Origin of the sequence: Bradyrhizobium jicamae (genome assembly GCF_018130695.1) — a bacterium.
GTDB classification, from domain to species: domain Bacteria; phylum Pseudomonadota; class Alphaproteobacteria; order Rhizobiales; family Xanthobacteraceae; genus Bradyrhizobium; species Bradyrhizobium jicamae_B.
In genome coordinates this window covers 411,555-438,275 of record NZ_JAFCJX010000002.1, presented here as the reverse complement: position 1 = coordinate 438,275, position 26,721 = coordinate 411,555, and the positions used below count along the sequence as shown (strand labels likewise).

Sequence of the window (26,721 nt, the reverse complement as noted above, 5' to 3'; positions counted from 1 at the left end):
GGAAACAAAAAGGCCACCCGCTGGGTGGCCTTTTCCATGACATTCGGACCGGCGCGCCTACTGCACGCTCAGCGCCACGAAGCGCAGCTCGCCCTCGCCGTTGGAGACCAGCAAGAGCACCGACTTCTTGCCGTCCTTCTTGAGCTGATCGACGCGCTTCTTGATGTCGGCGCCGGAGGAGACCGCCTCCTGCGCGACCTCGACGATGACGTCGCCGGCCGACAACCGCTTCTCGGCGGCGTCGGAGCCGTTGTCGACACCGGTGACGATGACGCCCTTCACGCTGTCCTTGATCTTGTATTTGGTGCGCAGATCCTTGCTGAGCGCCGCGAGGTCGAGACCGAGCGCCTTCTGCGTGACCAGCTTCTCGGCCGGCGGATCGTTCGGCTTGGCGTTGGCCTGCTGGACCTTCTCATTGTCCTCGAGGCGGCCGAGCGTGACGCGCTTGGTCTCCTCATTGCCCTTGCGGATCACGGTGACGTCGACTTCCTTGCCGACCGCGGTGTCGGCGACGATGCGCGACAGATCCTTGGGATCCTTGACGTCCTTGCCGTCGAACTTGACCACGACGTCGCCGGGCTCGATGCCGGCCGGCTTCGCCGGGCCCTTGTCGTCGACGCCGGCGACCAGCGCGCCGCGCGCCGGCTTGATGTTGAGGCTCTCGGCGATCTCGTCGGTGACCTGCTGGATCCGGACACCGAGCCAGCCGCGGCGCAGCTCACCGAACTTCTGCAGCTGGTCGACGACGCCGGCGACCGTCTTCGACGGCACCGCGAAGCCGAGGCCGATCGAACCGCCGGTCGGTGAAATGATCAGCGTGTTGACGCCGACCACTTCGCCGTCGAGGTTGAACAGCGGACCGCCCGAGTTGCCGCGATTGATCGAGGCGTCGGTCTGGATGTAGCTGTCATACGGCCCCTGGCTGATGTCGCGGTTCTTGGCCGAGACGATGCCCGCCGTGACCGATCCGCCGAGGCTGAAGGGATTGCCGATCGCGATCACCCATTCGCCGAGCCGGAGCTTGTCGGAATCGCCGAACTTCACCGCGGTGAGCTCGCGCGGCGGCTTGAACTTCAGCACTGCAAGGTCGGTCTTCTTGTCGACGCCGACCAGCTCGGCCTTGATCTTGGTGCCGTCGTTGAGGATGACGTTGATCTCGTCGGCGTCAGCAATGACGTGGTTGTTGGTGACGACGATGCCGGCGGTATCGATGATGAAGCCGCTGCCGAGCGAGTTGGTCTTGCGCGGCTGCAGATCGCTGCCCTTGTCGCCGCCCTTGCCACCGCCCGGACCGCGACGATTCTTGAAGAAGTCGTCGAAGAACTCCTCGAACGGCGAGCCCGGCGGCAATTGCGGCATCGCGCCGCCACCACCACCGCCGCCGCCCTTGGCCTCGACCGTCTGCGACGTCGAGATGTTGACGACCGCGTCGATCACCTTCTCGGCGGTGTCGGCAATGCCCTCAGGACCGCGCGCAAACGCCGGCAGGGACGCAAACATGCTCGCAGCACCGATCGAGATCGCGGCCCCGAACAGGCGCAGGCGACGGCTCAGGGCTGGTGTGGCTCTTTGTATTGACGCGCTTTCTTGACGCGAACCGGTGCCCACTTCGCTTGAAAACGCTCTAGCGGTCATATCGGCTTCTCTCCAGGCAAAATGGGCAGAAATCAGTTGGCACAGAGTGCGCCTGAACGGGGCCATGGCGCAAGCATCTCGGCCGGGCATTTCGGCGAAAAACCGGCCTGAAAAGTCTCACGATTACGTTGAATCCACCACGCTTTCCGCGCTGGAACTAGCGGCGCACGAACCAGATCAGAATCAGACCGGCGACCGCCGAACCGATGCCGACGATACGCAGGATGTTGTCGGGGGTTGCCAGCGCGCTCTTCATCGCCCGCCGCATCCAGGCCGGGCTTGCCGCGAACATCAGGCCTTCGAGCACGAACAGGATTCCCAGGCCGATGAGGAAGTCGGCGAACGCTATGGACCTCATCGGATGGCAACCTCCCCCAGACTCTTTTATTTTGGCCGGGCGACGCCGTTACGCGTCGCCCGTCTGATCTTACGGCTTCTCTTACGGCTTCGGCGCGACGGCCTCAGGCGCCTTGCCGCTCGGACTGCCGAAGTATTTGAAGAATTCGGAGTCCGGACGCAACAGGTAACGCGTGTCGTTCGACTTCAGGCCGTTCTCATAGGCCGTCATCGAGCGATAGAAGGCGAAGAAGTCGGCATCCTTGCCATAGGCTTCGGCGAACAGGCGGTTGCGCTCGGCGTCGCCGGCACCGCGGATCTGCTCCGCCGCCGAATTCGCGTCCGCAACGATCACGGTGACCTCGCGATCAGCCTTGGAGCGGATCTCCTGCGCCTTCTGGCCGCCCTGGGCACGGAATTCCGCGGCCTCGCGCTGCCGCTCGGTCTTCATCCGGTCGTAGACGGCCTGGCTGTTCTGTTCCGGCAGATCGGCGCGCCGAATCCTGACGTCGACGACCTGAATGCCGTAGCCGTCGGCCTCCTTGTCGAGCTGCTCGCGGATCTTCGCCATCAGGCGCTCGCGCTCGTCGCGCACCACCGTGATGAAGGTGACCTCGCCGAGCACGCGGCGCAGCGCCGCGTTGAGCAGCGTGGTGAGCTGCACGTTGGCGGCCTGGATCGTGCCGACGCTGGTATAGAAACGCAGCGCATCCTTGATGCGATAGCGCGCGAAGGCGTCGACGACGAGACGCTTCTGGTCGGAGGCGATCACTTCCTGCGACGGATTTTCGAGATCCAGGATGCGCTTGTCGATCGGGATCACCGCATCGATGAAGGGCGCCTTGAAGTGCAGGCCGGGCTCGGTCGCGATGTCGACCGGCTTGCCGAACCGCACCACCAGCGCCTGCTCGGTCTGCTGCACGGTGAAGACCGAACTGTAAGCGACGATGATCGCGGCAAACAGGATGATCAGGGACACGATGCCCGTGACGGGAGACCTCATCGGGTGCCTCCCTGCTGGCCGGTGGTGGCCGGCACGTTGGGACGCTTCGGCGTCAGCTCGTTGAGCGGCAGATAGGGCACCACGCCCTGGCCGCCCGCACCGCCGTCATAGACCAGCTTCTCGGAGCCGCCGAGCACGCGCTCCATCGTTTCCAGATAAATGCGTTGCCGCGTCACGTCGGGCGCCTTCTTGTATTCGTCATAGACCTTGAGGAAGCGCGCGCTCTGGCCCTTGGCCTCGGCGACCGCCTGCTCCTTGTAGCCTTCGGCGGCCTGGGTGATCTGCGCCGCGCGGCCGCGCGCCTCGGGAACGACCTTGTTGGCGTAGGTCTGCGCCTCGTTCTGCAACTGCTCGAGGTTGGCGCGCGCCGCCTGCACGTCGCGGAAGGAGTCGATCACCTGCGCCGGCGGATCGACCTTCTGCATCTGCACCTGGGTGATCTGGATGCCGGCGCCGTAGCTGTCGAGCGTCTTCTGAATCAGTTCCTGCACGCCCTGCTCGGTCGCGTTACGCGCGCCGGTCAGGATCGGCTGGATCTGGGAGCGGCCGATCACCTCGCGCATCGCGCTTTCGGCCACCGCCTTCACGGTGCCGTCGGCGTTCTGGATGTTGAAGAGATAGTTGCCGACGCCGTCGGGCTTGATGCGCCACAGCACCGTGAAGTCGACGTCGACGATGTTCTCGTCGCCGGTCAGCATCAGGCTTTCCTCGGGCACGTCGCGCATGCTGCGGCCGCGGCGGGCCGGATCGTCGATCAGCTGCATGCCGATCGAGATCGTGTTGACGCGCAGCGCCTTCGGCAGCTGCACGGTCTCGATCGGGTACGGCAGATGATAGTTCAGGCCGGGCTGCACGGTGCGCACATGCTTGCCGAAGCGCAGGACGACGCCGAGCTCTTCGGACTGCACGCGGAAGAAACCGGACAGGCCCCAGATCGCCAGCGCGCCGACCAGCACCAGCGCGATGCCCATGCCGCTGAAATGGCCGCCCGGCAGGATCTGCTGCAGCCGGTCCTGGCCGCGGCGCAGAAGGTCCTCAAGATCCGGCGGGCGCGGCCCGACCGATTGCGGACCCGAGCCCCATGGTCCCTTCGGACCCGAGCCCCAGGGGCCCCCGCCTTGATTCTTCCACGGCATCAAACATCTCCTCGGCAGGCCTTAGGACCTGGATGGTCCGGCCTCGAATGTCCGCTGCGCTTTATAGGGGACCGTCAGGGCCCTTACAACGCAAGCTTCCTGGCCGTTCGAGCTATGCGCAGGGCCAAAATTGTCAATGCAAACATTGGTTAATGCGGGCTACCGCCGACGATATGTCACATAGGAGAAGTCGGCGCTGTCGCTCTCGCCGGCCGTGTGACGCTCACGCGCCACCTCTTCCCAGTCCTTCGCATCGATTGTGGCAAACCGCGTGTCGCCGTCGGGGCGGGCGTGGACCTCGGTGATCTCGAGGCGGTCGGCGCGGTCCAGCCATTGCGCGTAGATCTCGGCGCCGCCCAGGATCGCGATCTCAGTGGCGAAACGCCGCAGCGCATCGCCGCGCGCGATCGCGTCGGCGTCGGCAAACGAATTGGTCACGATGACGCCGCGCGCGCGAAAATTGGGATCGCGCGTCACCACGATGTTGGTGCGGCCCGGCAGCGGCCGGCCGATCGACTCGTAGGTCTTGCGGCCCATCACCACCGGCTTGTTCATGGTGATTGCCTTCAGGCGCTTCATGTCGGCCTTCAATCGCCACGGAATGGCGTTGCCGGCGCCGATGACGCCGTTCTCGGCAACCGCGACCACGAACACGATCTCCATCAGCGCGCTCCTTCCGCAAGCTTGTCCAGCGCGGACCCCGAGACGCGGCAGATCGTCCATTCGTCCATCAGCTCGGCGCCGAGCGATTTGTAGAACGCGATCGACGGCGCGTTCCAGTCGAGCACCGCCCATTGCAGGCGCGCCCAGCCATTGGCGCGGCATTCTTTTGCTAAATGGACAAGGAGTGCCTTGCCGATGCCCTTGCCGCGCAGCGCCGGGCGCACGAAAAGGTCTTCGAGATAGATGCCGTGACGGCCGGCGAAGGTCGAGAAGTTCACGAACCACACCGCAAAGCCGGCCGGCTCGCCATTCCATTCGGCGATGTCGCAGAACAGTTTTGGATTGTCAGCGAACAGCGCCTCCGCAATGTCGGCCTCGGTGGCGTGGACTTCGTGCAAGAGCTTTTCGTACTCGGCCAGTTCGCGCACCAGCGCGAATACCAGAGGCGCTTCATCGGGCCGCGCGCGGCGGATCAAAAGAGATTCGCTCACACCGCGACTTCGGCCTTGATGTGCGGATGCGGGTCGTAGTTCTCGAGTTTGAAGTCCTCAAAGCGGAAGGCGAAGATGTCCTTCACATCAGGGTTGATCGTCATGGTCGGCAGCGGCCGTGTCGGCCGCGTCAGTTGCAGCCTCGCCTGCTCCAGATGGTTGGAATAGAGATGCGTATCGCCCAGCGAATGCACGAAGTCGCCCGCCTTCAGCCCCGTCACCTGCGCCACCATCATCGTCAGCAGCGCATAGGAAGCGATGTTGAAGGGCACGCCGAGGAAGACGTCGGCGGAGCGCTGATAGAGCTGGCAGGACAGCTTGCCGCCCGCGACATAGAACTGGAACAGGCAGTGGCACGGCGGCAGCGCCATCTTGTCGACCTCGGCCGGATTCCAGGCGCTGACGATCAGCCGCCGCGAATCCGGGTTGCGCTTGATCATGTCGACGACGTTGCTGATCTGGTCGATGGTCCGGCCGTCGGCCGCGGGCCAGGAGCGCCACTGCGAACCATAGACCGGGCCGAGATCGCCATTGGCGTCCGCCCATTCGTCCCAGATCGTGACGCCGTTGTCGTTGAGGTATTTGATGTTGGTGTCGCCGGCCAGGAACCACAACAGCTCGTGCACGATCGCCTTCAGCGGCAGCCGCTTGGTGGTCAGCATCGGGAAGCCGGCCGACAGATTGAAGCGCATCTGGTGGCCGAAGATCGACAGCGTGCCGGTGCCGGTGCGGTCTTGCTTCTCCGCGCCGTCGGCGAGGATGCGTTCGAGCAGGTCGTGATACTGATTCATGGCGTCGGCTGGCCTTTTCCGGGAAGCGGCGAATGTAGCGGCCGGGGCCGCCGATCGACACGCCGATTCGGCATTTCCCACCGATTATACAGTGAAAATGATGTTCCCCGGGGAAACGACAAGGGGGCGGAACTCACGCTCCGCCCCCTTGCCTATCCGCTTGATTAAGCTGCTTAACTCGCCGGCTTGAGCACCGGGGTCCACTTCGCGATCTCGTTCTTGACGAGGGTGCCGAGCGCGGCCTGGGTGCGGTCGGCCGGCGCCGGGATGACGCTGCCGAGGTCGAGCAAGCGCTTGCGCACGTTCTCGTCATCGAGCGCCTTGCCCGCCGCCGCGTTCAGGGTGGCCAGGATCGCCGGCGACGTTCCCTTCGGCGCGAAGATCGCGTTCCAGGCCTGGGCCTGGTAGGCCGGCAAACCGGCTTCCGTCGTGGTCGGTACGTTCGGCAGCGATGGATTGCGCTCCGCGGTCGCGATCGCATAGGCCTTGATGGTGCCGGCGTTGATCTGCGGCACCGCGTTGACGATCTGGTCGCACATGTAGTCGACCTGGCCGCCGACCAGCGCGTTCATCGCCGGACCCGTGCCGTTGAAGGGCACGCTGATCGGCTTGACGTCGATGATCGAGTGCAGGAGTTCGCACGACACATGCGAGACCGAGCCGATGCCGGCATGCGCGGCGTTCACCTTCTCCGCATTGGCCTTCACGTAGGCGATGAACTCCTTGAGGTCCTTCGGCGGAAAATCCTTGCGCGCCAGGATCAGGATCGGCGTGCCCGCGAGCAGCGCGATCGGCTCAAAGTCCTTCTCGGGGTGATAGGCGAGCTTGGGATAGAGCGGCACGGAGGCGGCGTGCGTGCCCATGTGCCCGGTGATCAGCGTATAGCCGTCATTGGCCGCGCGCGCGGCGCGCGTGGTGGCGGTGGTGCCGCCCGCACCGACGACGTTCTCGATGATGATGCTCTGTCCGAGCGTCTGCGCCATATGGCCGGTGACGATGCGCGAGATCACGTCGGTCGGACCGCCGGCCGCGAACGGCACGATCATGGTGATGCTGCGCGTCGGATAGGTCTGCGCCTGACCCGGCGCGGCAAAAGCGCACATCGAGGCGAGCGCTACGGCGCATGCGCCCGCAAGCGAGCGAATGGAAGTCATCCTGATCCCCTTGTCGATTCATTTTGCGTCGACGCAAAAATGCCGGCCATTTGGGCCGGCATTTTCATTTCACGAAGCTTGGTCAAACGTCTACTCGACTTCCGCCTGCGGCGCGCCGACGCAGGTTCTTTGTTTGAGCATGATCTCCGCGCAAACGCCTTCGGCGTTTGTCGCGAGGGAAAACCGCTTCACACTTTTCCGGATCATGCTCTCGGCGATCAGTTCTCGGATTCGGTGAACACCTCGTCGCGCTTGGCGCGCAGCACGGGGAGAACCGTCAGCACCAGGAGACCCGCCGCGATCGCGAGCAGCACCGCCGACAACGGACGCGTGACGAACACGCTCCAGTCGCCGCGCGAGATCAAGAGCGCACGGCGCAGGTTCTCCTCCATCAGCGGTCCGAGGACCATGCCGAGCAGCAAAGGCGCCGGCTCGAAATCGTGCTTGATCAGCCAGTAGCCGACCAGGCCGAACACGCCGGCAAGGATGACGTCGACCGGCGCGTTGTTCACCGAATAGATGCCGATCGCGCAGAAGATCACGATCGAGGGGAACATCAGCCGGTACGGCACGCGCAGCAGACGGACCCAGATGCCGACCAGCGGCAGGTTGATGATGATCAGCATCAGATTGCCGATCCACATCGAGGCGATCATGCCCCAGACGAGGTCCGGCTGCTTCTGCATCACCTGCGGGCCCGGCACGATGCCATGGATGGTCATCGCGCCGACCATCAGCGCCATCACCGCGTTCGGCGGGATACCGAGGGTGAGCAGCGGGATGAAGGAGGTCTGCGCCGCAGCGTTGTTGGCACTCTCCGGCGCCGCCACGCCCTCGATCGCGCCGCGGCCGAACCGCCGCGGATCCCTGGCGAGCTTCTTCTCCAGCGTATAGGCCGCGAACGAGGCGATCACCGCGCCGCCGCCCGGCAGGATGCCGAGGATCGAGCCGAGCACGGTGCCGCGCAGGATCGCCGGCGTCGAGTCGGTCAGGTCCTTCCTTGTCGGCATCAGGCCGGTGATCTTCTGCTGCACCAGATCGCGGTTCATCTCCGCGCCATGGTCGAGGTTGCGGATGATCTCGGCGAAGCCGAACACGCCCATCGCCACCGTCGCAAAGCCGAGGCCGTCGGCGAGCTCGGGGATGTTGAAGGCCATCCGGGACGCACCGGTCTCGATGTCGGAGCCGACCATCGAGAGCAACAGTCCGAACACGATCATCGCGATCGCCTTGAGAACTGAACCCTTGGCGAGCACCACCGCGAAGATCAGGCCGAGGCACATCAGCGAGAAATATTCGGCCGGACCGAACGCCAGCGCGAGTTTCGTGAGCGGCGCGCCGAGCACGGCGATCAGGATGGTCGCAACGCAGCCGGCGAAGAACGAGCCGATCGCGGCGATCGCCAGCGCCGGGCCGGCGCGGCCCTGCTTGGCCATCTGGTGGCCGTCGATCGCCGTCACCACCGACGTCGCCTCGCCTGGAATATTGACCAGGATCGACGTGGTCGAGCCGCCATATTGCGCGCCGTAGTAGATGCCGGCGAGCATGATCAGCGCACCGACCGGCGGCAGGCCAAAGGTGATCGGCAGCAGCATCGCGACGGTGGCGATGGTGCCGATGCCCGGCAGCACGCCGACGAGGGTGCCGACCAGCGCACCGATCAGGCACATCAGAAGATTGATCGGCGAGAACGCGACGACGAAACCGTGAGCAAGATTGGCAAAAAGCTCCATCACGCCCTCACTGAATCAGGAAACGCGGGAACATCGGCATCGGAAGTCCCAGAATATAAGGAAACAGCACCGCGCAGCCCGCGGTCAGGCAGGCGCCGACGATGACGGCCTCGATCCAGCGCGTCTCGTGCGAGCCGAGCGCTGCAATCTGGAAGCTTGCGAACGCCGTCACCACGAGGCCGAGCGGCCGGATCGCCAGCGCGAAGAACACGATCGCCGCCGCAACGAAAAACGGACCGCGCCAGGAATAATGGCCAACGTTCGGCCCGTCGGTCGCAAGGCCCGTCACGGCGATGCCGGCCCCGAGCGCCAGCAGGAGAACGCCGAACATGCGCGGCGCGGTGCCGGCGCCGAAGGAGAATCCGTGCATGCCCTGCAGATCGCTGGACGCCCACAGCGCAAACAACGCCAACGCGGCCAGCATGACGCCGCCGATGTAATCCTGCGCCCCTCTGATCGTGACAAAGAGCGAGCCGATCGCAACGGCAAACAGGGGATAGGAGTAGATCAGCGCCAGCAGCGCATCCGACGACAGGGTCGCCTTGACGACCTGGCCGCTCGATCCCGTGGACAGATATTTCGCAATCGCGCCGGGAACGGCCGACAGGATGACCAGGAGGTCGGGGATCGAGGTGGCGAGCGCCGTTGCATGCGCGGCCACGACCTGCAGCGGACCGCGGCCGGATCCCCACCCGAAGATCGTTCCGAACGACCACACCAGCTCGAAGATTTGCGGCGCCAGCGCCAGCAGGAAAATTCCGAGCGCAGCCGACGTGTTGCGCGCCGTTGTCGTTGACGCTGTGTGGCCCATCGTATCGGCCATGCCTGTCTCCTCCGTGCCCCGCTATCCGCGGGCCGTGCTTCTTCTCATTGGCTGGAAACGTCCCCGCCCCACCCCTGCCTAGCGAGTTTCGTCAGACAACGCCAGCAAAACCCAAGAGGCCGCCGGCAAGCAACATCCAGAACGGATTGAGCCGTGTTGCAAATGCGAAAATGGCTGCGACGATCGTGATGAGAGCGGCGATCCAACTTTGGTCTGATGTCCGCGCCAGGATGAGCGCGCTCGCCGCCATCAGGCCGATCGACAGCGGAACCAGTGCCGCCTGGATCAGCGCCGGCCAACGCGACTGGCTGGATCGCTGCAGAATGCGGCTGACATAATAGGCAAGGATCGCTGTCGGGCCGCACATCGCGACCGTCGCCGCGAGCGCGCCGGCGACCCCTGCGACGGAATATCCGATCAGCGTCACGATCAGCACGTTCGGCCCGGGCGAGAGCTGCGAGATCGCAAACATGTCGGCGAACTGCTTGTCGGTCATCCAGTGCTGCACGTCGACGGCAATGCGATGCATCTCCGGCACGGCCGAGCTCGCGCCGCCGACCGCAAACAGCGACATCAGGCCAAAGGTCCAGACCAGGGATGCGATCGGATTGGGATGATCGTTCATGCCTTCACCTTGCGCCGCGTGACGATGGTGATGGCCAGGCTCAAGGGGACCGCGACCAGCAGCACGATCTGCAGCGGCCAACGCACCAGGCCGATCGCGACGAACACCGCAAGCATCACCAGCAGGCCGACGACGTCACGCCGCTTCACCAGCGGCGTCGCCATCTTGAAGATGACCGCGATCAGCAGCCCGACCGCGGCGCAGGCCACGCCTTCCAGCGTGCGGCGCAAGGCATCGATCTCGCCGAAGCGCGCATAGATCGCGGCCAGGACGATCGCGATCAGCATCGGCGGACCGACCAGGCCGGCGAAGGCGGCAAGCCCGCCCGCAATGCCGCGGAAGCGCGAGCCGAACACGAACGACAGGTTGACGATGTTCGGCCCGGGCAGGAAGTGGCAGAGCGCGTAGGTCTCGTTGAACTCGTCCGCGGTCATCCAGCGGTGCTGCTCGACGATGCCGCGCCGCGCCCACATCAGGACCCCGCCGAAGCCCGCCAGCGACATCTTGGCGAACGCGATGAACAGCTCCAGCAGGCTGGGGTGGATGGGCGGGGTCGATGCGGGCAAATCCGGCGCCGGAACGGCAACCGGCGGGGATTCCGGAGGCATGGCAAAATCTATAGCGCTTTCGAGCGAAGTGGACACCGGTTCGCGTGAAGAAACCCCGTCAAAACATGGAGAACCTGGCTCAGGCGGCGGCCGACCCAAATCGCCGTGTTTGCACAGCCCTGAAAGCGACCTCTAAGGGGCCTGTCCTTCGCGCGATTTGCCCCCTATATTGGGGGTGCCGGTTCGCCGGCTATGGAAATAAATGGCCGTCGCAATAAACCATTCGGACCCGGGGGCGGTACCCGGCGCCTCCACCAAAACTCATTTGAAATCAGTGGGTTTTGGCGGGGGCGAAATAGGATCGACGAGGGCGTAAAGGGCGTGTTTTTTCTCGGTATGGTTCCGCCGTTATCGGGCTAATGCAATAGTTGCCAACGACAACTTTGCTCCGGTTGCTCAGGCTGCGTAACGCAGTTTGAAAGACCATCTTAAAGTCCTAGCGGGTTAAGCTCCGCTAGGCGGGGTTCGGAGGCACCTGGCAACAGAAGCCTCCACTTCATTTTCCAAACCGGTGCCTGTCCGTAATTTCCGCTGCCGGGCAGGCTGACCGCGGCGCGGCGGCAGGGTAGCATGGGTCCGAAACGGGCGAGTCGGGCTCCGACGACGCCGCTTTCAGGCACTGGCAATTTTTGAGACGGCAGGATCACCATGGCGACCGATCACATCCGATATGACGTGCTGGCGCGCGACGCGCTGCGCGGGGTGCTGCGCCGGGTGCTGGCGGACGCCGCCGAGCATGGCCTGCCGGGCGAGCACCATTTCTACATCACCTTCCTGTCGACCGCCGAGGGCGTAAAGCTGTCGCCGCGGCTCCTGGCGCAATATCCGGAGGAGATGACCATCATCCTGCAGCACCAGTTCTGGGATCTGGTGGTGACGGAGGAGAAGTTCGAGGTCGGCCTCTCCTTTGGCGGCATTCCCGAGCGGCTGAACGTCCCGTTTGCCGCGGTGACCCGGTTCCTCGATCCGTCGGCGCCGTTCGACCTGCAGTTCGACGCCTCCGATGCGGTGGCGGAGAAGCCCGAGCCGAAGGTGCCGGCAGTTCCGGCCGCTGCTCCCCTGCCCGTCCCCGCCGCAACGCCGGCCGCCGAGGGCAGTGACGACGAACCGCCGAAGCCCAGTGAGGGCGCCGAAGTGGTGCGGCTCGATCGCTTCCGCAAGAAATAATCGGCAAGACAGAATCTAAGGGCGAGATCGTCGCCGTCCCGATAGAGTGCCGCCTGCGTCGTCCCCTGACGCAGACGGAAGGCACTCCATGGCGCGATCAATCACTCCCTCGACAAAGACCACCACCCGCAGCGAGACCGACAGCTTCGGTCCGATCGATGTGCCTGCCGACCGTTACTGGGGCGCGCAGACCGAACGCTCGCGGCAGAACTTCAAGATCGGCCATGACCGGATGCCGATGCCGATCGTGCACGCGCTCGGCATCGTCAAGCTCGCCGCCGCCGAGACCAACCGCGAGCTCGGCCTGCTCGATGCGCGGCGCGCCGGTGCCATCATCCGCGCCGCAAAGGAAGTGATCGAGGGCAAGCTCGACGATCATTTCCCGTTGGTGGTCTGGCAGACCGGCTCCGGCACCCAGACCAACATGAACCTCAACGAGGTCATCGCCAACCGCGCCAACCAGATGCTCGGCGGCGAGCTCGGCGCCAAGAAGCCGGTGCATCCCAATGACCACGTTAACATGAGCCAGTCCTCGAACGACTCGTTTCCGACTGCGATGCATATTGCGGCTGCGCAACGGATCGTCGCCGACCTGATCCCGGCGCTGAGCGATCTGCACCGTGAGCTGCGCAAGAAGGAGAAGGCGTTCGCCGGGATCGTCAAGATCGGGCGCACCCATACCCAGGACGCCACGCCGCTGACGCTCGGCCAGGAGTTTTCCGGATACGCCGCGCAGGTCGAAAGCGGCATTGCGCGCCTGCGCGTGGCCGCTCGGGACCTGCTCCCGCTGGCGCAGGGCGGCACCGCGGTCGGAACCGGTCTCAACTCGAAGCCGAAATTCGCCAAAAGCTTTGCCCGGCACGTGGCCAGGATCACGAAGTTGCCGTTCACCAGCGCGGCGAACAAGTTCGAGGCGCTCGCCTCCAACGACGCCTATGTGCTGGTGCATGGTGCGATCAATTCGGTCGCGACCGGCCTGTTCAAGATCGCCAACGACATCCGCTTCCTCGGATCCGGTCCCCGCTCCGGCCTCGGCGAATTGATCCTGCCCGAGAACGAGCCGGGCTCCTCGATCATGCCCGGCAAGGTGAACCCGACCCAGTGCGAGGCCATGACCATGGTGTGCTGCCAGGTGTTCGGAAATCAGGCCGCGATCACGGTTGCAGGAAGTCAGGGGCATTTCGAACTAAACGTGTATAAACCGGTGCTCGCCTACTGTATGATGCACTCGATTCAATTGCTGTCCGACGCCGCGCGCTCCTTCACCGAGCATTGCGTTGTCGGGATACGCGCCGACGAAAAGCGCATCCAGGATCTGATGCAGCGTTCGTTGATGCTGGTGACGGCGCTTGCGCCGCGGATCGGCTACGACAACGCCGCCAAGGTCGCAAAATCGGCGCATACGCGTGGAACAACGTTGAAGGAAGAAGCGTTGCGGCTCGGCTTCGTGTCTGCGGATGAATTCGATCGGCTGGTGAAGCCGGACAAAATGACACAGCCGGGCTGAGTGCGAAGCATGATCCAGATCAAGGACGGCCTTTGGCACAAAGTGCTTAGTCCAAATGGATTATATTTCGACAAATGAACGTAGAGCGCGAGTAGGCTTGCATTGATCTCATTGCGCTTTGGTCGAGCTTGTCCGAACAATTGCAGCGTGCGTGCATGATAAGATTATAGTTCATAACGCCGAAAGAATGAGGTCAATCATCTAACAGCTCTGCACTGACGCATGGTACATCAAGCAGATATCTGGTTTTCGCAGAGCGAAACTGTATTTTTGATGCTAACACGAAGCATCAAACGGGGATTCTGGATGGATATCGAACCAACTGGCGCGCGATGTGCGTACTATTGCTTTCGTCAATTTGCATCACCAACTCGAGTGAATGAATGATGAGGGCGAGCATGGGGGACGTAGTCAATCTGAAACGTTTCAAGAAGCGTAACGAGCGCGAAGAGGCCGCAAAACAGGCTGAAACCAATCGTGCGTTGTTTGGCCGCACCAAGTCCGAGCGCGCCCGCGACGAGCTTCTTGGCGAACGCGGCAAGCGCCTGCTCGATCAGCATCAACTCGACCAACATCAACGCGATGGCGGAGACGCATCATGAAGTCGCCCGTTGTCAAACGTTCGATCGTCGTTGCCGGTCACAAGACCAGCGTCAGCCTCGAAGAGGCGTTCTGGAACGGCATGAAAGAAATTTCCGGCTTGCGGAACATGACCCTTTCGGAACTCGTCGGCGAGATCGACAGCAATCGCCAGCAGGGCAATTTGTCCTCGGCGATCCGGCTTTTCGTGCTCGACTATTTCCGCTCGCGCGCCACCCCTTCCGGGCCGGAGATCCGGTCGCAGCAGGTGGATACGCGCCAGCAGGCCTGAGAGCATCTCGCTCGCTGAGACGGAGAACGCCGCAGGCTTCGCGCATGCGGCGTTTTTTGTTGTTTCGACGCACGATGTGAAAGCCAAACGCGCGCGCCCGCGCGGATTTCGAATATTCATATTATATTACCGCGAGCGGCTATCGGCGTGGGGGGCCGTCCGTTGTCTTGGTAGCGATAATGAGCCCGCCGCCCGTTACCTCAGCGCCTGGTCGAGATCGGCGATCAGATCGTCAGGGTTCTCGATTCCGACGGAGATCCGGATCAGCGCGTCTGACAATCCGATTTCTTCGCGCAGCTCCTTGGGGACCCCCGAATGCGTGGTCGAAGCCGGGTGGCAAATCAGCGTCTCGGTGCCACCGAGGCTCACGGCGAGCTTGCAGACCGACAGCTTGTCGAGAAATGCGAAGGCTTCGCGCTCGCCGCCTTCGATATCGAATGAGAACGTCGAGCCTGGCGCCGTGGACTGGCGCTCGAACACCGCCTTGCGCGGGTCGTCATCGGCCAGGAAGCCGAGGTAATCGACCCGTGCGATGCTGTGGTGGCCGCGAAGATATTCCGCCAGACGGCGCGCATTGGCGCAGGCGCGCTCGGCACGGATCTGCAAGGTTTCCAGCGAACGCAGCAACATCCAGCACGAATTCGGGTCGAGCTGGGTGCCGATCGCGCCGCGCGTCTGGACGATCTTGCGAATGTTGGCGGCGCTGCCGGTCACCCCGCCGGCGATCAGGTCGCTATGCCCGCCGGCATACTTGGTCAGCGAATAGAGCGCGAGATCGACGCCGTGGTGCAGCGGCTGCTGAAACATCGGGCCCAGCAGGGTGTTGTCGACCGCGACCAAGGGCCGCCGGACCTGACGCGCCGCGATCGCGTCTGCGGTCGCCGCCATCAGCTTGAGGTCGATCAGGCCGCTGGTCGGATTGGCGGGGGTTTCGACGAAGATCATGCCGACCGAACCGAGCTGCAGCGCCTGTTCGGTGGCGGCCTCGACATGCGCGGCGCTGATGCCGTTGGTGAAGCCGACCGAGGCAATCCCCAGCGTCGACAGCGTATTGCGGATCAGCGTCTCGGTGCCGCCATAGAGCGGCCGGGAATGCATCACGACGTCGCCAGGCTTCAGGAACGTCAGCAGCGTGGTTGCGATCGCCGCCATGCCCGAGGAGAACACGGCGCCGCGCTCGGCGTCGTCCCAGACCGCGATGCGATCCTCCAGGATTTCAAAATTCGGATTGTTGAAGCGGGAGTAGACCAGTCCTGCTTCCTCGCCGGCGCGGACCTCGCGGCGGCCGGAGGTGATGTCGAACAGGTCCTTGCCCTGTTGCGCCGTCTCGAACACGAAGGTCGAGGTCAGGAAGATCGGCGGCTTCAGCGCGCCCTCCGACAGCGCGGGCGAATAGCCGTAGCCCATCATCAGCGTCTCAGGGTGCAGCAGGCGATTGTCGATCACGCGCTGCTTGTAGTTCTTCGCCTTCATGTCACCGCCTCCGCACTGGTCGATGGATCCTGGGTTGAAGCGCTCCTGAATCTATTTGTTTGAGCATGATCTTTTCGGAAAACCGCTTCACACTTTTCCGGATCATGCTCTAATTCTGCACGGCCGGCCGCTGCGGCGGCGGATTCGCCACCTGCGGCGTCAGTGAGAGCGGCGGCCGCGGCTTCGGCTTGGCGACCGCGCCCGGCGCAGGCTTCACCTCGATCGGCGGCGGCAAGGGCGCGACTTGCGGCTGGCTTGCGACGGAGGGCGGGACAGCGCTCGGCGCATTGGCGACCGGCGGCACCACGGCCGGAGGGCGCGGCGCCATCATCTTCGGCTTCGGCGGCGCACGGCGTGGCAAGGGCACGTCGCCGGGCTGGACCAGATTCGCGTCGGGCGCGTCCGCCGGCGATTCCCCCGGCTGCGGGATCGCGACGGGCAGCGGTTCGGGCGGCGGCGGCGGTTCGCCGCGCTCGATCGCATCGAGCCGCCGCGTCTCGCGATCGATCGCCCGCACCGCAAGCCAGGACGACAGCGCCGCGATGTCGATGGAGCGGTTGAGTCCATCCGGCGTGCCGACCGCGAGCAGCTGGATTTCGGGCCGGCTGTTAGTGTTGCCGATCAGCGTGGAGGCCATTGCCGCGCGAATATCGGCCTGATCGGCCGGGATATCGTAGCCGCCGGACACGATCGCATTGGCGCCGTTGGCCGCGAGCGTGGTGGCACCGACGCGGATCCGGCCGTCGCGGATGTTGAAGGGAATCTGCGCCGAGGCGACCGACAGCGTGCCGGCCGCCAGCACCGGCTCGATGATCTGCTTCAGCCTGTTGTCATCGGTCGCCTGGCCGCTATCGCTGGCGCGGATCGCGACCTCAAAGGCGCGCGGGTCGAGGCCTGAGAGCTTGATGCCTTCCAGCGTCACCGTGCCGCTGCCGGACAGCGCGCCGGACAGCGCCGACGCGCTGCGGCCCTGGCTCATCAGCGTCATCTGCATCGACGCGCGGCCCCTGGGCATCGCCAGGTTGCGATATTGCAGCGCCGATCCGTCGACGCCGGAGAGCTGAACGCTTGCACTCACCGCAAGACCATTGGCCCCCTGCCGCGCATCGACCGTCGCGCTCGCCTCGCCGCCGCCGATCTTGCCCTTGAGGCTGTCGAAGGTCAGCGACTGACCGTCGGCCTTGATGATGCCGCTGACCGGCTGCAGCTCGCTGCCGCCGGGCAGCAAGCCATGCAGCGCCTGGAAGGTGATCTTGCCGCGCCAGCCCTTGGTGAGCCCAGCGCCGAGCGGCTCGGCCGCATCGTGGCCGGAGCCGCCGATCGCGGCCGTGAAGATCGGCGCCAGCGTGATCTGGTCGAGCCCGACCTCGCCCTCGATGCTCTTCTCGTCGGCCAGCGTCAGCGCCAGGCGCCCACGCAATCGCGAACCGGCGACGATGCTGTCGAGATCGTCGAAGGTCACCTTGTTGCCGGCAAGCACAACGCGCGACGACACGCGCACGTTCGTCGATGGATCCGACTTCACATCAAGCAACGGTGCGATGTCGGCGCTGCGCACGCGCAGGCTGACACTGGACTTTGCGTCATCAGCCCATGGCTCGGCGGTACCTTCGGCATCGGCATCGAGGCCCGTGCCCCACAGCTTTGCCTTCAGCCGCAGCGGCGCGCGCCAGGCGCCGTTGATCGCGCCTTCGAACTGCGCCGGGCCGTCACCGGCGGCAACCGCCTTGTCGAGGCCGAGGACGGCAAGCAGCACGCGGCCCTGATCGGCGGAGAGCTTCGTCTCGACGTTGACGTCGGTCTTGCCGAGCGCGGTGAGATCGAGGCCGTGCACGGCCGATACCGACGGCGTCGCCGTCAACAGCGCGCGGCCCTTCAGCTGCGGCGCATCGAGATCGAGCAGGATCTGCGCGGTACTGCGGTCGCTGGCCTGCTTGTACTTGTTGAGATCGAGCGACAGCTTGGTGCGCACCGGTCCGGGATTGAGCGGCAGCGCACCGATGCGCGTCGCGACCGACGGCGCGAACGGCTGCACCAGCGTCGCGAGCTGCCCGACCGACGCCGCCGTCGCATCGAGCGCCAGCTTGCCGATCGAGTTGGTCCGGTCGAAATTGCCGCTGCCTTCGAGCGAGACATTGTCGGGCTGCCCGATCTTGACGCGGTCGAGCACGAAGGCGCTCGGGCTGTAGCGGAGCCTGGCCTGCAGCGGACGCAGCTCCTGCCCCGCCGACAGCGCGCGGCCGATGTCGAGCGACAGCTGCGCCTCGTCGGGCCATTCGGCCTGCGGTCCGGCCAGGGAGCGGACGAAGGCCGCGGCCGCGTCGACATCGAGGCGATCGGCCTTCAGGTCGGCATCGACCTTCGATCCCGTCGCGCCCTCGCGACGCGACACCGCGACGCGGCCGACGATCGCGCCGCCGTCGATCTCGGCCTTCATCGCGTCGATCGAGAAGCCCGCCGGGCTCACCATCACGTCGCCGCGCAGCCGCAGCGGCTTCTGGCTGCGATAGGCCACGTCGCCGCGGCCCTGCAGCCAGGTCATCAACGCATCGGGATCAGTGGACTCGATGTTGAGCGCGGTCTTGAAGCTGTTCGACGCCGCGCTTACCGCGCTCGCGCCGTTCATCGTGACCTTGGTCGTGCCCGGCGCGCGAAACTCCAGCCGGCGAACGGTCCAGGATTTCGCATCGGACTGCAGCTCGGCGGTGATGTCCTGCAATGGACGGCCGCCGAGCATGATCTGCTCGGAGCTGAACTCGATCTGCGCCGGTAACGGGCTCTGCGGCAATCCCGCCAGCAGCGCGCGGAAGGCGGGCAGCACGCGCGCCGGCTCGGTATCCTTGCCATCGCCCGTGGCAAAGCGATCGGCATCGAGCTGCCGCGCAGAGAGCGAGGCCCGCAACAGCGGCGCAGTGCCGAAGCGGATGTCGCCGCTCCCGGCAAGCTTCAGCGCACGATCCTCGGTACCATAGCTGACCTCGATCTGATCGAGCCGGGCTGCCGAATAGTCCGTCTTGATCTTCGCCGTGATCTTCATCGGCAGGTCGTCGGATCGGCTGCGCTGACCGGGGGGTCCCGCCATCATCACCGTGCCCTCGAAGCGCGGCGCGCGGGCCTCGAAGCTCAGCACGCCGTCGAGATCGGCCGAGAACGGCCGCTGGCCGGGTTCGATGCTGAGATGCAGGCGGGTGCCGTCGCCGGCCTGGCCGGACGAGACGCGAAACGGATAGCGCGTGCCGTCGAACATGAAATTACCGTCGCCGCGGATCGCGCCGGCGAGCGAGCGGACGTCGCCGCCGAATGCGATGTCGTTGAGCTCGAGCGTGCTGCGGCTCGCCGCGTCATGCAGCGCGACGCGGCCGGTGAGATTGAGCCGGTCGATCGCAAGCGAAGCCAGATTGAAGCTGCCGCTCGAGGTCGGCCAGTCGATCCGCCCCTTGGGATCGAGCCCGAGATCGAGCGACACGCCGTTGATGGTGAGCTCGGTGGCCCGCCACTCGCCGCGCATCAGCGAGCCCAGGCTGAACTCGACGTCCAGCTTGTCGGCGCGCACCTTGCCGAGATCGTTGGCGCCGCCGACGGTCACCGTCTTCAGCCGCAGCGAGGGCGCCGGCAGCAGGCGGGCATCGAGCGCCCCGGTGACGCGAATCGGCGCGCCGATGATCCGGCTCGCTTCGGCCTCGAATTGCGGCCTGAACTGGTTCCAGTCGACGAAATACGGGCCGACCAGTGCGGCCACCAGCGCGAGGATGAAAGCGATTGCCAGGCCGAGCAGCGTCGTCTGCACGGTGTCTCCCTTTGAGCCAGCTCCGCCGCAGCTTCGCCGAGCGCAGGCCGGAACAGCCCCATATATAGAGACAAGTATGGCGAAGTCACAGCGGCTTTGCTGCTGTGAGCCGCGGTTGTGGGCCTTGGCGCGAAGGTGTTATCCGCCGCGCGGGGGCGGCTGAACGACCTAAGCCCTCACCAACTCGCCGGCAGGCGCTTCAGCCCGCGCAGCACGAAGGTCGGCCGCCATTCGGCGTTTTCCGCGTCATCGAGCCGCAGGTCCGGGATCCGGCGCAGCAGGGTCGAGATCGCGATCTCGGCCTCGATCCGCGCCAGCTGGGCGCCGAGGCAGAAATGGATGCCGCCGCCGAACGACAGCGGTTTCACATTCGGCCTGGTGATGTCGAGCTTCTCCGGGTGGTCGGGATAGACGGCCGGATCGTGATTGGCCGAGCCGAGCAGGCAGAGCACGGTCTCGCCCTTCGGGATCCGCTTGCCGCCGAGGTCCTCGATGTCCTCCAGCGCGACGCGGCCGGTCAGCTGCACCGAGGAATCGTAACGCAGGAACTCCTCGATCGCGTTGGTGATCAGCTCGGGCTTTGCCTTCAGCAATGCCAGCTGGTCCGGATTGCGGAACAGCGCCAGGAGGCCATTGCCGATCAGGTTCACGGTCGTCTCATGGCCGGCGCCGAACAGCAGGATGATGTTGGCGGTGAGCTCTTCGTTGGTCAGCTTCTGGCCGTCTTCCTCGGCCTGCACCAGCTGGGTGACGAGGTCGTCGCCGGGCTGCTTGCGGCGCAGCTCGAACAGCTGATGGAAGTACATCGCCGCCATCATGTGACCGGTGTTGGCCTGCTTGATCTCCTCGGGCGACATCGGCACCGGATCGAGCAGGCGCCCCCCGTCGCGCGAGCCGTTGTAGAAGGCCTCGCGATGCTCCTCGGGGATGCCGAGCATGTCGCAAATAATCGTGACCGGCAGGCGGAAGGCGAAATCCTCGATCAGGTCCATCTTCCCTTTCGGGATGATGCGGTCGAGCGTCTCGTCGACGACCTGCTGGATGCGCGGGCGCATGTCCTCGACCCGGCGCGCGGTGAAGGCCTTCACGACCAGGCCGCGCAGGCGGGTGTGGTCGGGCGGATCCTGCTGCAGCATCCAGTGGCTCATGCTGGCAAACGCCGGCTCCTTCAAGATGTCAGGACCATAGCGGCGGACGGTGCGGTTGATGTGATCCTTGCCGAAGCGCTTGTCGCGCAGCACCAGGCTGACCTCGGCGTGGCGGCTGGCGACAAAGGCGCCGTGCACGTTGAGATGCACCGGATCGGTGGTGCGCATCCGCTCGTAATGCGGATAGGGATTGCGGATGAATTCGGGCGCCAACGGATTGAAAAGCGGCTCGCTGCCTGCCGTCTGAACGTGCTCGTTCATGGTGACCCTCCAAACAGTTTGCTGCGCCGATGCCGTGCCAATGTCTTGGGGCATAGCGCGCCTTGGTGTCATCCTCAGGGCCGCATTATCAGATCCGGCCGGCTCAATTCGATCGAGTTGCAACTCGATACACTCTTGTATCGAGTTGCATTGTGCCCTAAACTCGGAAGATGTCAAGGGTGCGGACCAGACCGACACGCGACGACACGCGCGAAAAACTGTTCGAGGCGGCGGCGCTGGTGTTCGAGGAACAGGGCATCGGCGGCGCCAGCATCGAGGCGATCGCGGCGGCCGCCGGTTTTACGCGCGGTGCGTTCTATTCGAACTTCACCAGCAAGGACGAGCTGATCTTCGCGTTGCTCGAGGATCACGTCGAGCAGTCGATCCGCCGCAACCTCGATCTGCTGTCGAAGCATCGCAACCTGCCCGACTATCTGGAAGCGCTGCGCACCATGGACCGCAGCAAGCAGGATCCGCTCGGCCGCTCCCCGCTGCTGCACATGGAGATGATCCTGTTCGTGGCGCGCGCCGAGAAGCGCCGGCCTGAACTCGCCAAGCGGCTGCGCGCGCGGCGCAAGCTGATTACCGACATCGTCGAGACCACGTTGAAGAACTCCGGCCGCAGCGGCGTGCTCAAGCCGGAATGGACCGGCGCCATCGTGCTCGCGCTCGAAGACGGCTTCCGGCTGCACCGCCTGATTGATCCGGAGACCACGCCGCCCGACAGTTTCCTGCGCGCCATCACCGACCTGCAGCGCGCAATCGGGCTGGCCAACGCTTAAGTATTGCTCTGCAGCTTGTGCATTTGTCCGGCGACGGCGCGGACCTTGCCCGGCGAGGCCTGCCAGATCGCGATTGCCGACAGGATACTGACGGCAATGCCGACCGCAAAGGCCGCGGTGTAGCTGCCGGTCATGTCGTACAGCAGGCCGGTGGCCCACGGCCCTGCCGCGCCACCGGCGAGCGCGGCGAGCATGATGGTGCCGAAGATGCTGCCGTAGTGCTTGCCCTGAAAGATCTCCAGCACCACCGGGCCCATCACCGACGTCAGGCCATAGCCGAGCGCACCCTGGGTCAGCACCATCAGATAGACCAGCGGCAGGGCCGGCCAGAATTTCAGCGCGACCAGCGCGGCGAAGCAGATCGCAAAGCCGAGGCATGCGATCGCCCACACCCATTCGCGGCCGATGCGGTCGGAGAGATGCCCGAGCCAGATCTGGCCGGGAATGCCGAGCAAGCTGACGGCACCGAGCGCCCAGACGCCGACCCTGGAATCGAAACCGATGTCGAGCAGGAATTTGGTCTGGTGCACCTGCACCGCGTACCAGATGTAAAGGCCGCAGAAATAGCCGACGCAGACCCACCAGAACCGCGCCGTGCGCAGCGCGCGCGCCAGGGTCCAGTCGGTGCCGGCCCAGACGGGATCGACGATGTTCGACATCGGCTTCACCGACGTCGCCGATGGCGCGGCGTCGCCGTCGGGCCGCAAGCCGATGTCCTCGGGCCGCTTGTGCAGCAGGAGATTGATCGGCGCCAGCACGACCAGCAGCACGATGCCCATCGCGGTGCAGGCCGTGCGCCAGCCGCTCTGCTCGATCATGTGCTGCACCCAGGGCAGCAACGTCACCGAGCCGATGCCGACGCCGGCGAAGGCCAAGCCCATCGCGAGCCCGCGGCGGCGCAGGAACCAGTTCGGCAGGAACAGCGACTGGCCGGAATAGCCCAGACAGACGCTGCCCGCGCCGACCAGGACGCCGATGGTGAGATAGAGATGCCAGGGCTGCGACGTCAGCGGCGCCAGCAGCAGCCCGCCGGCCATCAGCACGACGCCGACCTCCATCACCGCGCGCGGCCCGGCACGGTCCATCAGCCGCCCGATCAGCGGACTGACGATGGCCGACACCACGAAGCCGAACGAGAATGCACCGGCGGTGATCGCGCGATCCCAGCCGAACTCGGTGATGATCGGCGGAAACAGCAGCGAGAACGCCGTGCGCGCATTGACGCCGATCGCCATGCTGACGAACGTCACCGCGATGATGACCCAGCCGTAGAAAAAGGGGAGCCGCATGAATCCCTTTGTGTCAGAGTTGTAAACCGATTGCACGCGAAAGGCTCAGCCGCTCAGCGCGTGGCTCTCATGGCCGAAATAGGCGCGCTCCAGCCGGTGCGGCAGGTCGCTCTCGCTGGTCGGCGCCTCCAGCACGATGTTCCCCTGCACCAGCGCGTAGACGCGATCGGCGCAGGCCAGCGCCTTCTCGAGCAGCTGCTCGACCAGCAGCACGGCGGTGCCCTGTCGGCGCAACTGGCCGATGACGTTGAGCACGCGGTCGACCAATACCGGCGACAGGCCGGCCGAGGGTTCGTCGAGCATCAGCAGCCGCGGCCGGCGCACCAGCCCCTGCGCCACCGTCAGCATCTGCTGCTGTCCGCCGGAGAGCGCGCCGCCGCGCTCGTGGCGCTTCTCGGCGATCTCGGGGAAGAACGACAGCGCCTCCTCGACCCGCGTGGCGCGCTCGGCGCGCGGCAGATCGTAGCCGGCGAGCAGGAGATTGTCGGTGACGGAGATCTGCGTGAACACGCGATGGCCTTCGATGACATGCACGAGGCCGGCACGCGCCGCGTCGCGCGGCGTGGCGTTGGTCATGTCGCTGCCGTCGAAGTGCACCTGCCCCGACGTGACCGGCAGCAGGCCGGACAGCGCGCGCAGCAGCGTGGTCTTGCCGGCGCCATTCGGGCCGAGCAGCGCCACCACCTCGCCGGCGGCGATCCTGACGTCGATGCCGTGCAGCACGCGGATCTTGCCGTAGCCGGATTGCAGCGCGCTCACCGAGAGCAGGGATTCAGCCGCCGAGGTAGGCACTGACGACCTCCTTGTGGACGCGGATCTCCGCCGGGGTACCCGCCGCGAGCGTGCGGCCGAGATTGAGCACGGTGACCTGGTGGCAGATGTCGAAGATGAGATCGGCGTGGTGCTCGACCAAGAGCACGCCGGTGCCGCGGGCGCAGATCGCCTTGATCAGCGCGGCCAGCCGCTCGATCTCGTCATTGGAGAGACCCGCCGCCGGCTCATCCAGCAGCAGGAAATCCGGATCGAGCATCAGCGCGCGGGCGATCTCGATGAAGCGGAGCTCGCTGTGCTGCAGGCGGTCGGCGCGAACGTCAGCGAGCGTCTCCAGCCCAACGACGCCGAGCAGCGCGCGCGCCTTGGCGGCGAGCTTGCGTTCGTCCTCGCCGTTGCGCGGCAGCGCCAGCATCGCCTCGACAAACGTCGCCCTGCCCTCGATCGAGCCGCCGATCATGACGTTCTGCAGCACCGAGGCTTCGCCGATCACGCGCGGGGTCTGGAAGGTCCGCGCGATGCCGCAGGGCGCGCGCAAGGTCGGCTGGCCCGGCGGCAGCGCCTCGTCGCCGAGTGTCATATTGCCGGCCTTGGCGGCGTAATAGCCGGAGATCACGTTGAGCGTGGTGGTCTTGCCGCTGCCGTTCGGACCGATCAGGCCGTGGATCTGGGCGGGCGTGACGTCGAGGTCGAGGCCGTCGATCGCCTTCACATTGCCGAACGCGAGCTCGATGCCGCGCAGCTTCAACAGCTTGCCGCCCTTGCGCTGGCGCACGATCTCGGCCAGCGCCGCCGGCCGCGGTACGATCGAGCGGTTGCTGGCGAGCGGACGGCGATTGCGAAAGTCGAGCAAGGCGGCGATGCCGCCCGGCATCACCAGCACGATCACCAGCAGCAGCACCGCGTAAAGGAACGTCGACCACGCCGCCAGGGGGGCTGCAATCTCCGGCAGGATGGTCAGGATGATGGTGCCGAGCAGCGGCCCCAGGATCGAGCCGCGGCCGCCGATCAGGATGGCGATGAAGAACAGCACCGAGAGATCGAAGGTGAAGGCGTCCGGCGTGATGTAGGTCTGCAAGGTCGCGAACAGCCCGCCGGCGATCGCGGCCAGCGCACCCGCGAACAGGAAGATCGCGATCAGCATCTTTGGCTTGGAGATGCCGGTCGCCTCCGCCGCCACCTCGGCATCGCGCACCGCGATCAGCGCGCGGCCGAACCGGCTGCGCGCGACGTTGGCGCTCATCCAGGTCGTCACCGCCGCAAAGGCGATGCAGAGGCCGTAGAAGCCCCACGCCGTGTTGAACGGCGCCGGAAACTCGGGACCGGTGATGCCGATGCCGCCGCCGGTGACGCTCTGCCATGCCAGTGCGATCTGCGTGACGATGGTCGCAAAGCCGAGCGTCGACATCGCGAAATAGAAGGTGCGCAGCCGCAGCGCTGGCAGGCCGACGATCACGCCGAACACCGCGCCGACGAGGCCCGCGATCGGCAGCGCCGCAAATACAGGAACCGCCGGAATCACATTGCCGGCGACCAGCACGCTCGTGGTGTAGGCGCCGAGCGTCAGCAGCGCGACATAGCCGATCGCAAGATGGCCGGCGAAGCCGACGACGAGATTGAGGCCCGAGATCAGCACCCAGTAGATCGCGGCGCGGGTGCCGATCAGCACCCAATAGTCATTGCTGACGAAGGGCAGCAGCAGCGCCAGCACGAGGATGCCGAGAAACGGCACGACGTGCGGCAAGGCGGTGCGCCATCCGCTCGTCTCGTCCTGTGCCGGCGTGGTGGTCAGCGCGGTCATCACACTCTCCGCGCCGTCGCGGCGCCGAACAGGCCTTGCGGCGCAGCGAGCAGGACGACGATGAACAACGTGAACACTGCGACGGAGGAGAAGATGCCGCCGACCAGGAAGTTCGCGGCCTGCTGGAACAAACCGAGCGCGAGGCCACCGACGATCGCACCGCGATTGTTGCCGAGCCCGCCAAGCGCGACCGGCACGAAGCCGTAGAAGTTGAGGAGACCGCCATTGGCGAAGAAGGCGAGCAATAACTGCCCGCCGGAATAGCCGGCGACGCCGCCGATCACGCCGGCGAGCGCGTAGCTCGCGACCCGCAGATTGCGCTCAGGCAAACCGAGCGCCCGCGCGGCGAAATTGTCCTCGGCGATCGCGAGGAAGGCACGGCCGACCAGCGTGCGGCGGTAGAGGTATTCGAGGCAGAGAATCGTGACGGCGCAGGCCGCCACCGGCAGCCAGAATTTCTCGTCCAGGATGGCCTCGCCGAAACCCACGAGGCGCGGGAACGGCTGCGGCTCGGTGCCCCATTTGATCGCGGCGACCTGCTGGATCATCAGCGCGACCGCGAGGGTCGACAGCACGTAGAGATGCTGGTCGAGGCTCTTCAGCACCGGCCGCACCGCGACGAACTCGGTGATGATGCCGATGATGGCGCAGCACACCAGCGTCAGCACGAAGCCGACGATGATCGGCAGACCCAGCTTCAGTGTGAACATGGAGCCGAACACGCCGCCGAGCATCGCGAGCTGGCCGGCGGTGAAGCTCATCACCCGCGAGGTCGAGAACATCGTGTTGTAGGTCACGCCGACGAGCGCGTAGATCGCGCCCGCGGCCAGACCGGATGCGAGGATCGAGGCGAGCATCGTTGCCGC

General features: G+C 65.4%; 24 protein-coding genes and 1 other RNA gene. 6 read left to right on the top strand and 19 right to left on the bottom strand.

The window, feature by feature from the left end:
* Positions 1-57: 57 nt before the first annotated feature.
* From JQ604_RS04820 to JQ604_RS04765, 12 genes are all read right to left on the bottom strand, one after another.
* Positions 58-1,575 (bottom strand): Do family serine endopeptidase, encoded by a 1,518-nt coding sequence (locus JQ604_RS04820; RefSeq protein ID WP_212353912.1) that lies wholly within the window; start codon positions 1,573-1,575, stop codon positions 58-60.
* 217 nt (positions 1,576-1,792) lie between these two features.
* The gene (locus JQ604_RS04815) at positions 1,793-1,993 is read right to left on the bottom strand and encodes a DUF2065 domain-containing protein (RefSeq protein WP_212353715.1); all 201 of its coding nucleotides are present in this window, start codon (positions 1,991-1,993) and stop codon (positions 1,793-1,795) included.
* A gap of 81 nt (positions 1,994-2,074) precedes the next feature.
* On the bottom strand, positions 2,075-2,974 hold the full coding sequence (gene hflC / locus JQ604_RS04810) for a protease modulator HflC (RefSeq protein ID WP_212353712.1): 900 nt from the start codon (positions 2,972-2,974) through the stop codon (positions 2,075-2,077).
* A complete protein-coding gene (gene hflK / locus JQ604_RS04805; protein WP_212353709.1) occupies positions 2,971-4,110 on the bottom strand; it encodes an FtsH protease activity modulator HflK in 1,140 nt (379 codons plus the stop codon). The genes hflC and hflK overlap by 4 nt, the downstream gene beginning before the upstream one ends.
* A gap of 159 nt (positions 4,111-4,269) precedes the next feature.
* The gene (locus tag JQ604_RS04800) at positions 4,270-4,773 is read right to left on the bottom strand and encodes a dihydrofolate reductase (RefSeq protein WP_212353706.1); all 504 of its coding nucleotides are present in this window, start codon (positions 4,771-4,773) and stop codon (positions 4,270-4,272) included.
* Positions 4,773-5,264: a GNAT family N-acetyltransferase gene (locus tag JQ604_RS04795; RefSeq protein WP_212353703.1), complete on the bottom strand. Its 492-nt coding sequence runs from the start codon at positions 5,262-5,264 to the stop codon at positions 4,773-4,775. The genes JQ604_RS04800 and JQ604_RS04795 overlap by 1 nt, the downstream gene beginning before the upstream one ends.
* Positions 5,261-6,055, bottom strand: coding sequence for a thymidylate synthase (locus JQ604_RS04790; RefSeq protein WP_212353700.1), 795 nt, complete (start codon positions 6,053-6,055; stop codon positions 5,261-5,263). Before JQ604_RS04790 ends, JQ604_RS04795 begins: the two co-directional genes overlap by 4 nt.
* Positions 6,056-6,228: 173 nt before the next feature.
* On the bottom strand, positions 6,229-7,209 hold the full coding sequence (locus JQ604_RS04785; RefSeq protein ID WP_212353697.1) for a tripartite tricarboxylate transporter substrate binding protein BugD: 981 nt from the start codon (positions 7,207-7,209) through the stop codon (positions 6,229-6,231).
* A 218-nt stretch (positions 7,210-7,427) separates the two neighbouring features.
* On the bottom strand, positions 7,428-8,942 hold the full coding sequence (locus JQ604_RS04780) for a tripartite tricarboxylate transporter permease (protein WP_212353695.1): 1,515 nt from the start codon (positions 8,940-8,942) through the stop codon (positions 7,428-7,430).
* Positions 8,943-8,949: 7 nt separating this feature from the next.
* Entirely contained in the window at positions 8,950-9,765 is an 816-nt protein-coding gene (locus JQ604_RS04775; RefSeq protein WP_212353693.1) for a tripartite tricarboxylate transporter TctB family protein, read from the bottom strand.
* Positions 9,766-9,856: 91 nt separating this feature from the next.
* Positions 9,857-10,390, bottom strand: coding sequence for a chromate transporter (locus tag JQ604_RS04770; protein WP_212353690.1), 534 nt, complete (start codon positions 10,388-10,390; stop codon positions 9,857-9,859).
* A complete protein-coding gene (locus JQ604_RS04765; RefSeq protein ID WP_212353688.1) occupies positions 10,387-10,998 on the bottom strand; it encodes a chromate transporter in 612 nt (203 codons plus the stop codon). Before JQ604_RS04765 ends, JQ604_RS04770 begins: the two co-directional genes overlap by 4 nt.
* Before the next feature lie 138 nt (positions 10,999-11,136).
* On the opposite strand from JQ604_RS04765, the gene ssrA reads away from it, so the two are divergent.
* From ssrA to JQ604_RS04740, 5 genes are all read left to right on the top strand, one after another.
* Positions 11,137-11,494, top strand: a transfer-messenger RNA (tmRNA) gene (gene ssrA, locus JQ604_RS04760).
* A gap of 152 nt (positions 11,495-11,646) precedes the next feature.
* Positions 11,647-12,165, top strand: coding sequence for an SspB family protein (locus tag JQ604_RS04755; RefSeq protein ID WP_212353686.1), 519 nt, complete (start codon positions 11,647-11,649; stop codon positions 12,163-12,165).
* Positions 12,166-12,253: 88 nt separating this feature from the next.
* Positions 12,254-13,672, top strand: a complete 1,419-nt coding sequence (fumC, locus tag JQ604_RS04750; protein ID WP_212353684.1) for a class II fumarate hydratase — start codon at positions 12,254-12,256, stop codon at positions 13,670-13,672.
* Positions 13,673-14,070: 398 nt separating this feature from the next.
* On the top strand, positions 14,071-14,274 hold the full coding sequence (locus JQ604_RS04745) for a DUF4169 family protein (protein ID WP_212353682.1): 204 nt from the start codon (positions 14,071-14,073) through the stop codon (positions 14,272-14,274).
* The gene (locus tag JQ604_RS04740) at positions 14,271-14,543 is read left to right on the top strand and encodes a ribbon-helix-helix domain-containing protein (RefSeq protein ID WP_212353679.1); all 273 of its coding nucleotides are present in this window, start codon (positions 14,271-14,273) and stop codon (positions 14,541-14,543) included. Before JQ604_RS04745 ends, JQ604_RS04740 begins: the two co-directional genes overlap by 4 nt.
* A gap of 195 nt (positions 14,544-14,738) precedes the next feature.
* Here JQ604_RS04740 and JQ604_RS04735 read toward each other — a convergent pair whose 3' ends face one another.
* The 3 genes from JQ604_RS04735 to JQ604_RS04725 form a co-directional block, all read right to left on the bottom strand.
* Positions 14,739-16,016 carry a cystathionine gamma-synthase family protein gene (locus tag JQ604_RS04735; protein WP_212353676.1) on the bottom strand — a complete coding sequence of 426 codons (1,278 nt, stop codon included), beginning with the start codon at positions 16,014-16,016 and terminating at the stop codon, positions 14,739-14,741.
* 109 nt (positions 16,017-16,125) lie between these two features.
* Complete coding sequence (locus JQ604_RS04730; protein WP_212353662.1) at positions 16,126-19,803, bottom strand: AsmA family protein; 3,678 nt, start codon at positions 19,801-19,803, stop codon at positions 16,126-16,128.
* A 176-nt stretch (positions 19,804-19,979) separates the two neighbouring features.
* Positions 19,980-21,212, bottom strand: coding sequence for a cytochrome P450 (locus JQ604_RS04725; protein ID WP_212353660.1), 1,233 nt, complete (start codon positions 21,210-21,212; stop codon positions 19,980-19,982).
* A gap of 170 nt (positions 21,213-21,382) precedes the next feature.
* Between JQ604_RS04725 and JQ604_RS04720 the strand changes: the two genes are divergently transcribed.
* Positions 21,383-21,994, top strand: coding sequence for a TetR/AcrR family transcriptional regulator (locus JQ604_RS04720; protein ID WP_212353658.1), 612 nt, complete (start codon positions 21,383-21,385; stop codon positions 21,992-21,994).
* On the opposite strand, the gene JQ604_RS04715 is transcribed toward JQ604_RS04720, so the two are convergent.
* The 4 genes from JQ604_RS04715 to JQ604_RS04700 are packed head-to-tail and all read right to left on the bottom strand — an operon-like array spanning position 21,991 to position 26,712.
* On the bottom strand, positions 21,991-23,283 hold the full coding sequence (locus JQ604_RS04715; RefSeq protein ID WP_212353656.1) for an MFS transporter: 1,293 nt from the start codon (positions 23,281-23,283) through the stop codon (positions 21,991-21,993). The genes JQ604_RS04720 and JQ604_RS04715 overlap by 4 nt on opposite strands.
* Positions 23,284-23,328: 45 nt before the next feature.
* Positions 23,329-24,075, bottom strand: coding sequence for an ABC transporter ATP-binding protein (locus tag JQ604_RS04710; RefSeq protein ID WP_212353654.1), 747 nt, complete (start codon positions 24,073-24,075; stop codon positions 23,329-23,331).
* A complete protein-coding gene (locus JQ604_RS04705; protein ID WP_212353652.1) occupies positions 24,056-25,855 on the bottom strand; it encodes a branched-chain amino acid ABC transporter ATP-binding protein/permease in 1,800 nt (599 codons plus the stop codon). The genes JQ604_RS04710 and JQ604_RS04705 overlap by 20 nt, the downstream gene beginning before the upstream one ends.
* Positions 25,855-26,712, bottom strand: a complete 858-nt coding sequence (locus JQ604_RS04700) for a branched-chain amino acid ABC transporter permease (protein WP_212353651.1) — start codon at positions 26,710-26,712, stop codon at positions 25,855-25,857. The genes JQ604_RS04705 and JQ604_RS04700 overlap by 1 nt, the downstream gene beginning before the upstream one ends.
* Positions 26,713-26,721: the final 9 nt, after the last annotated feature.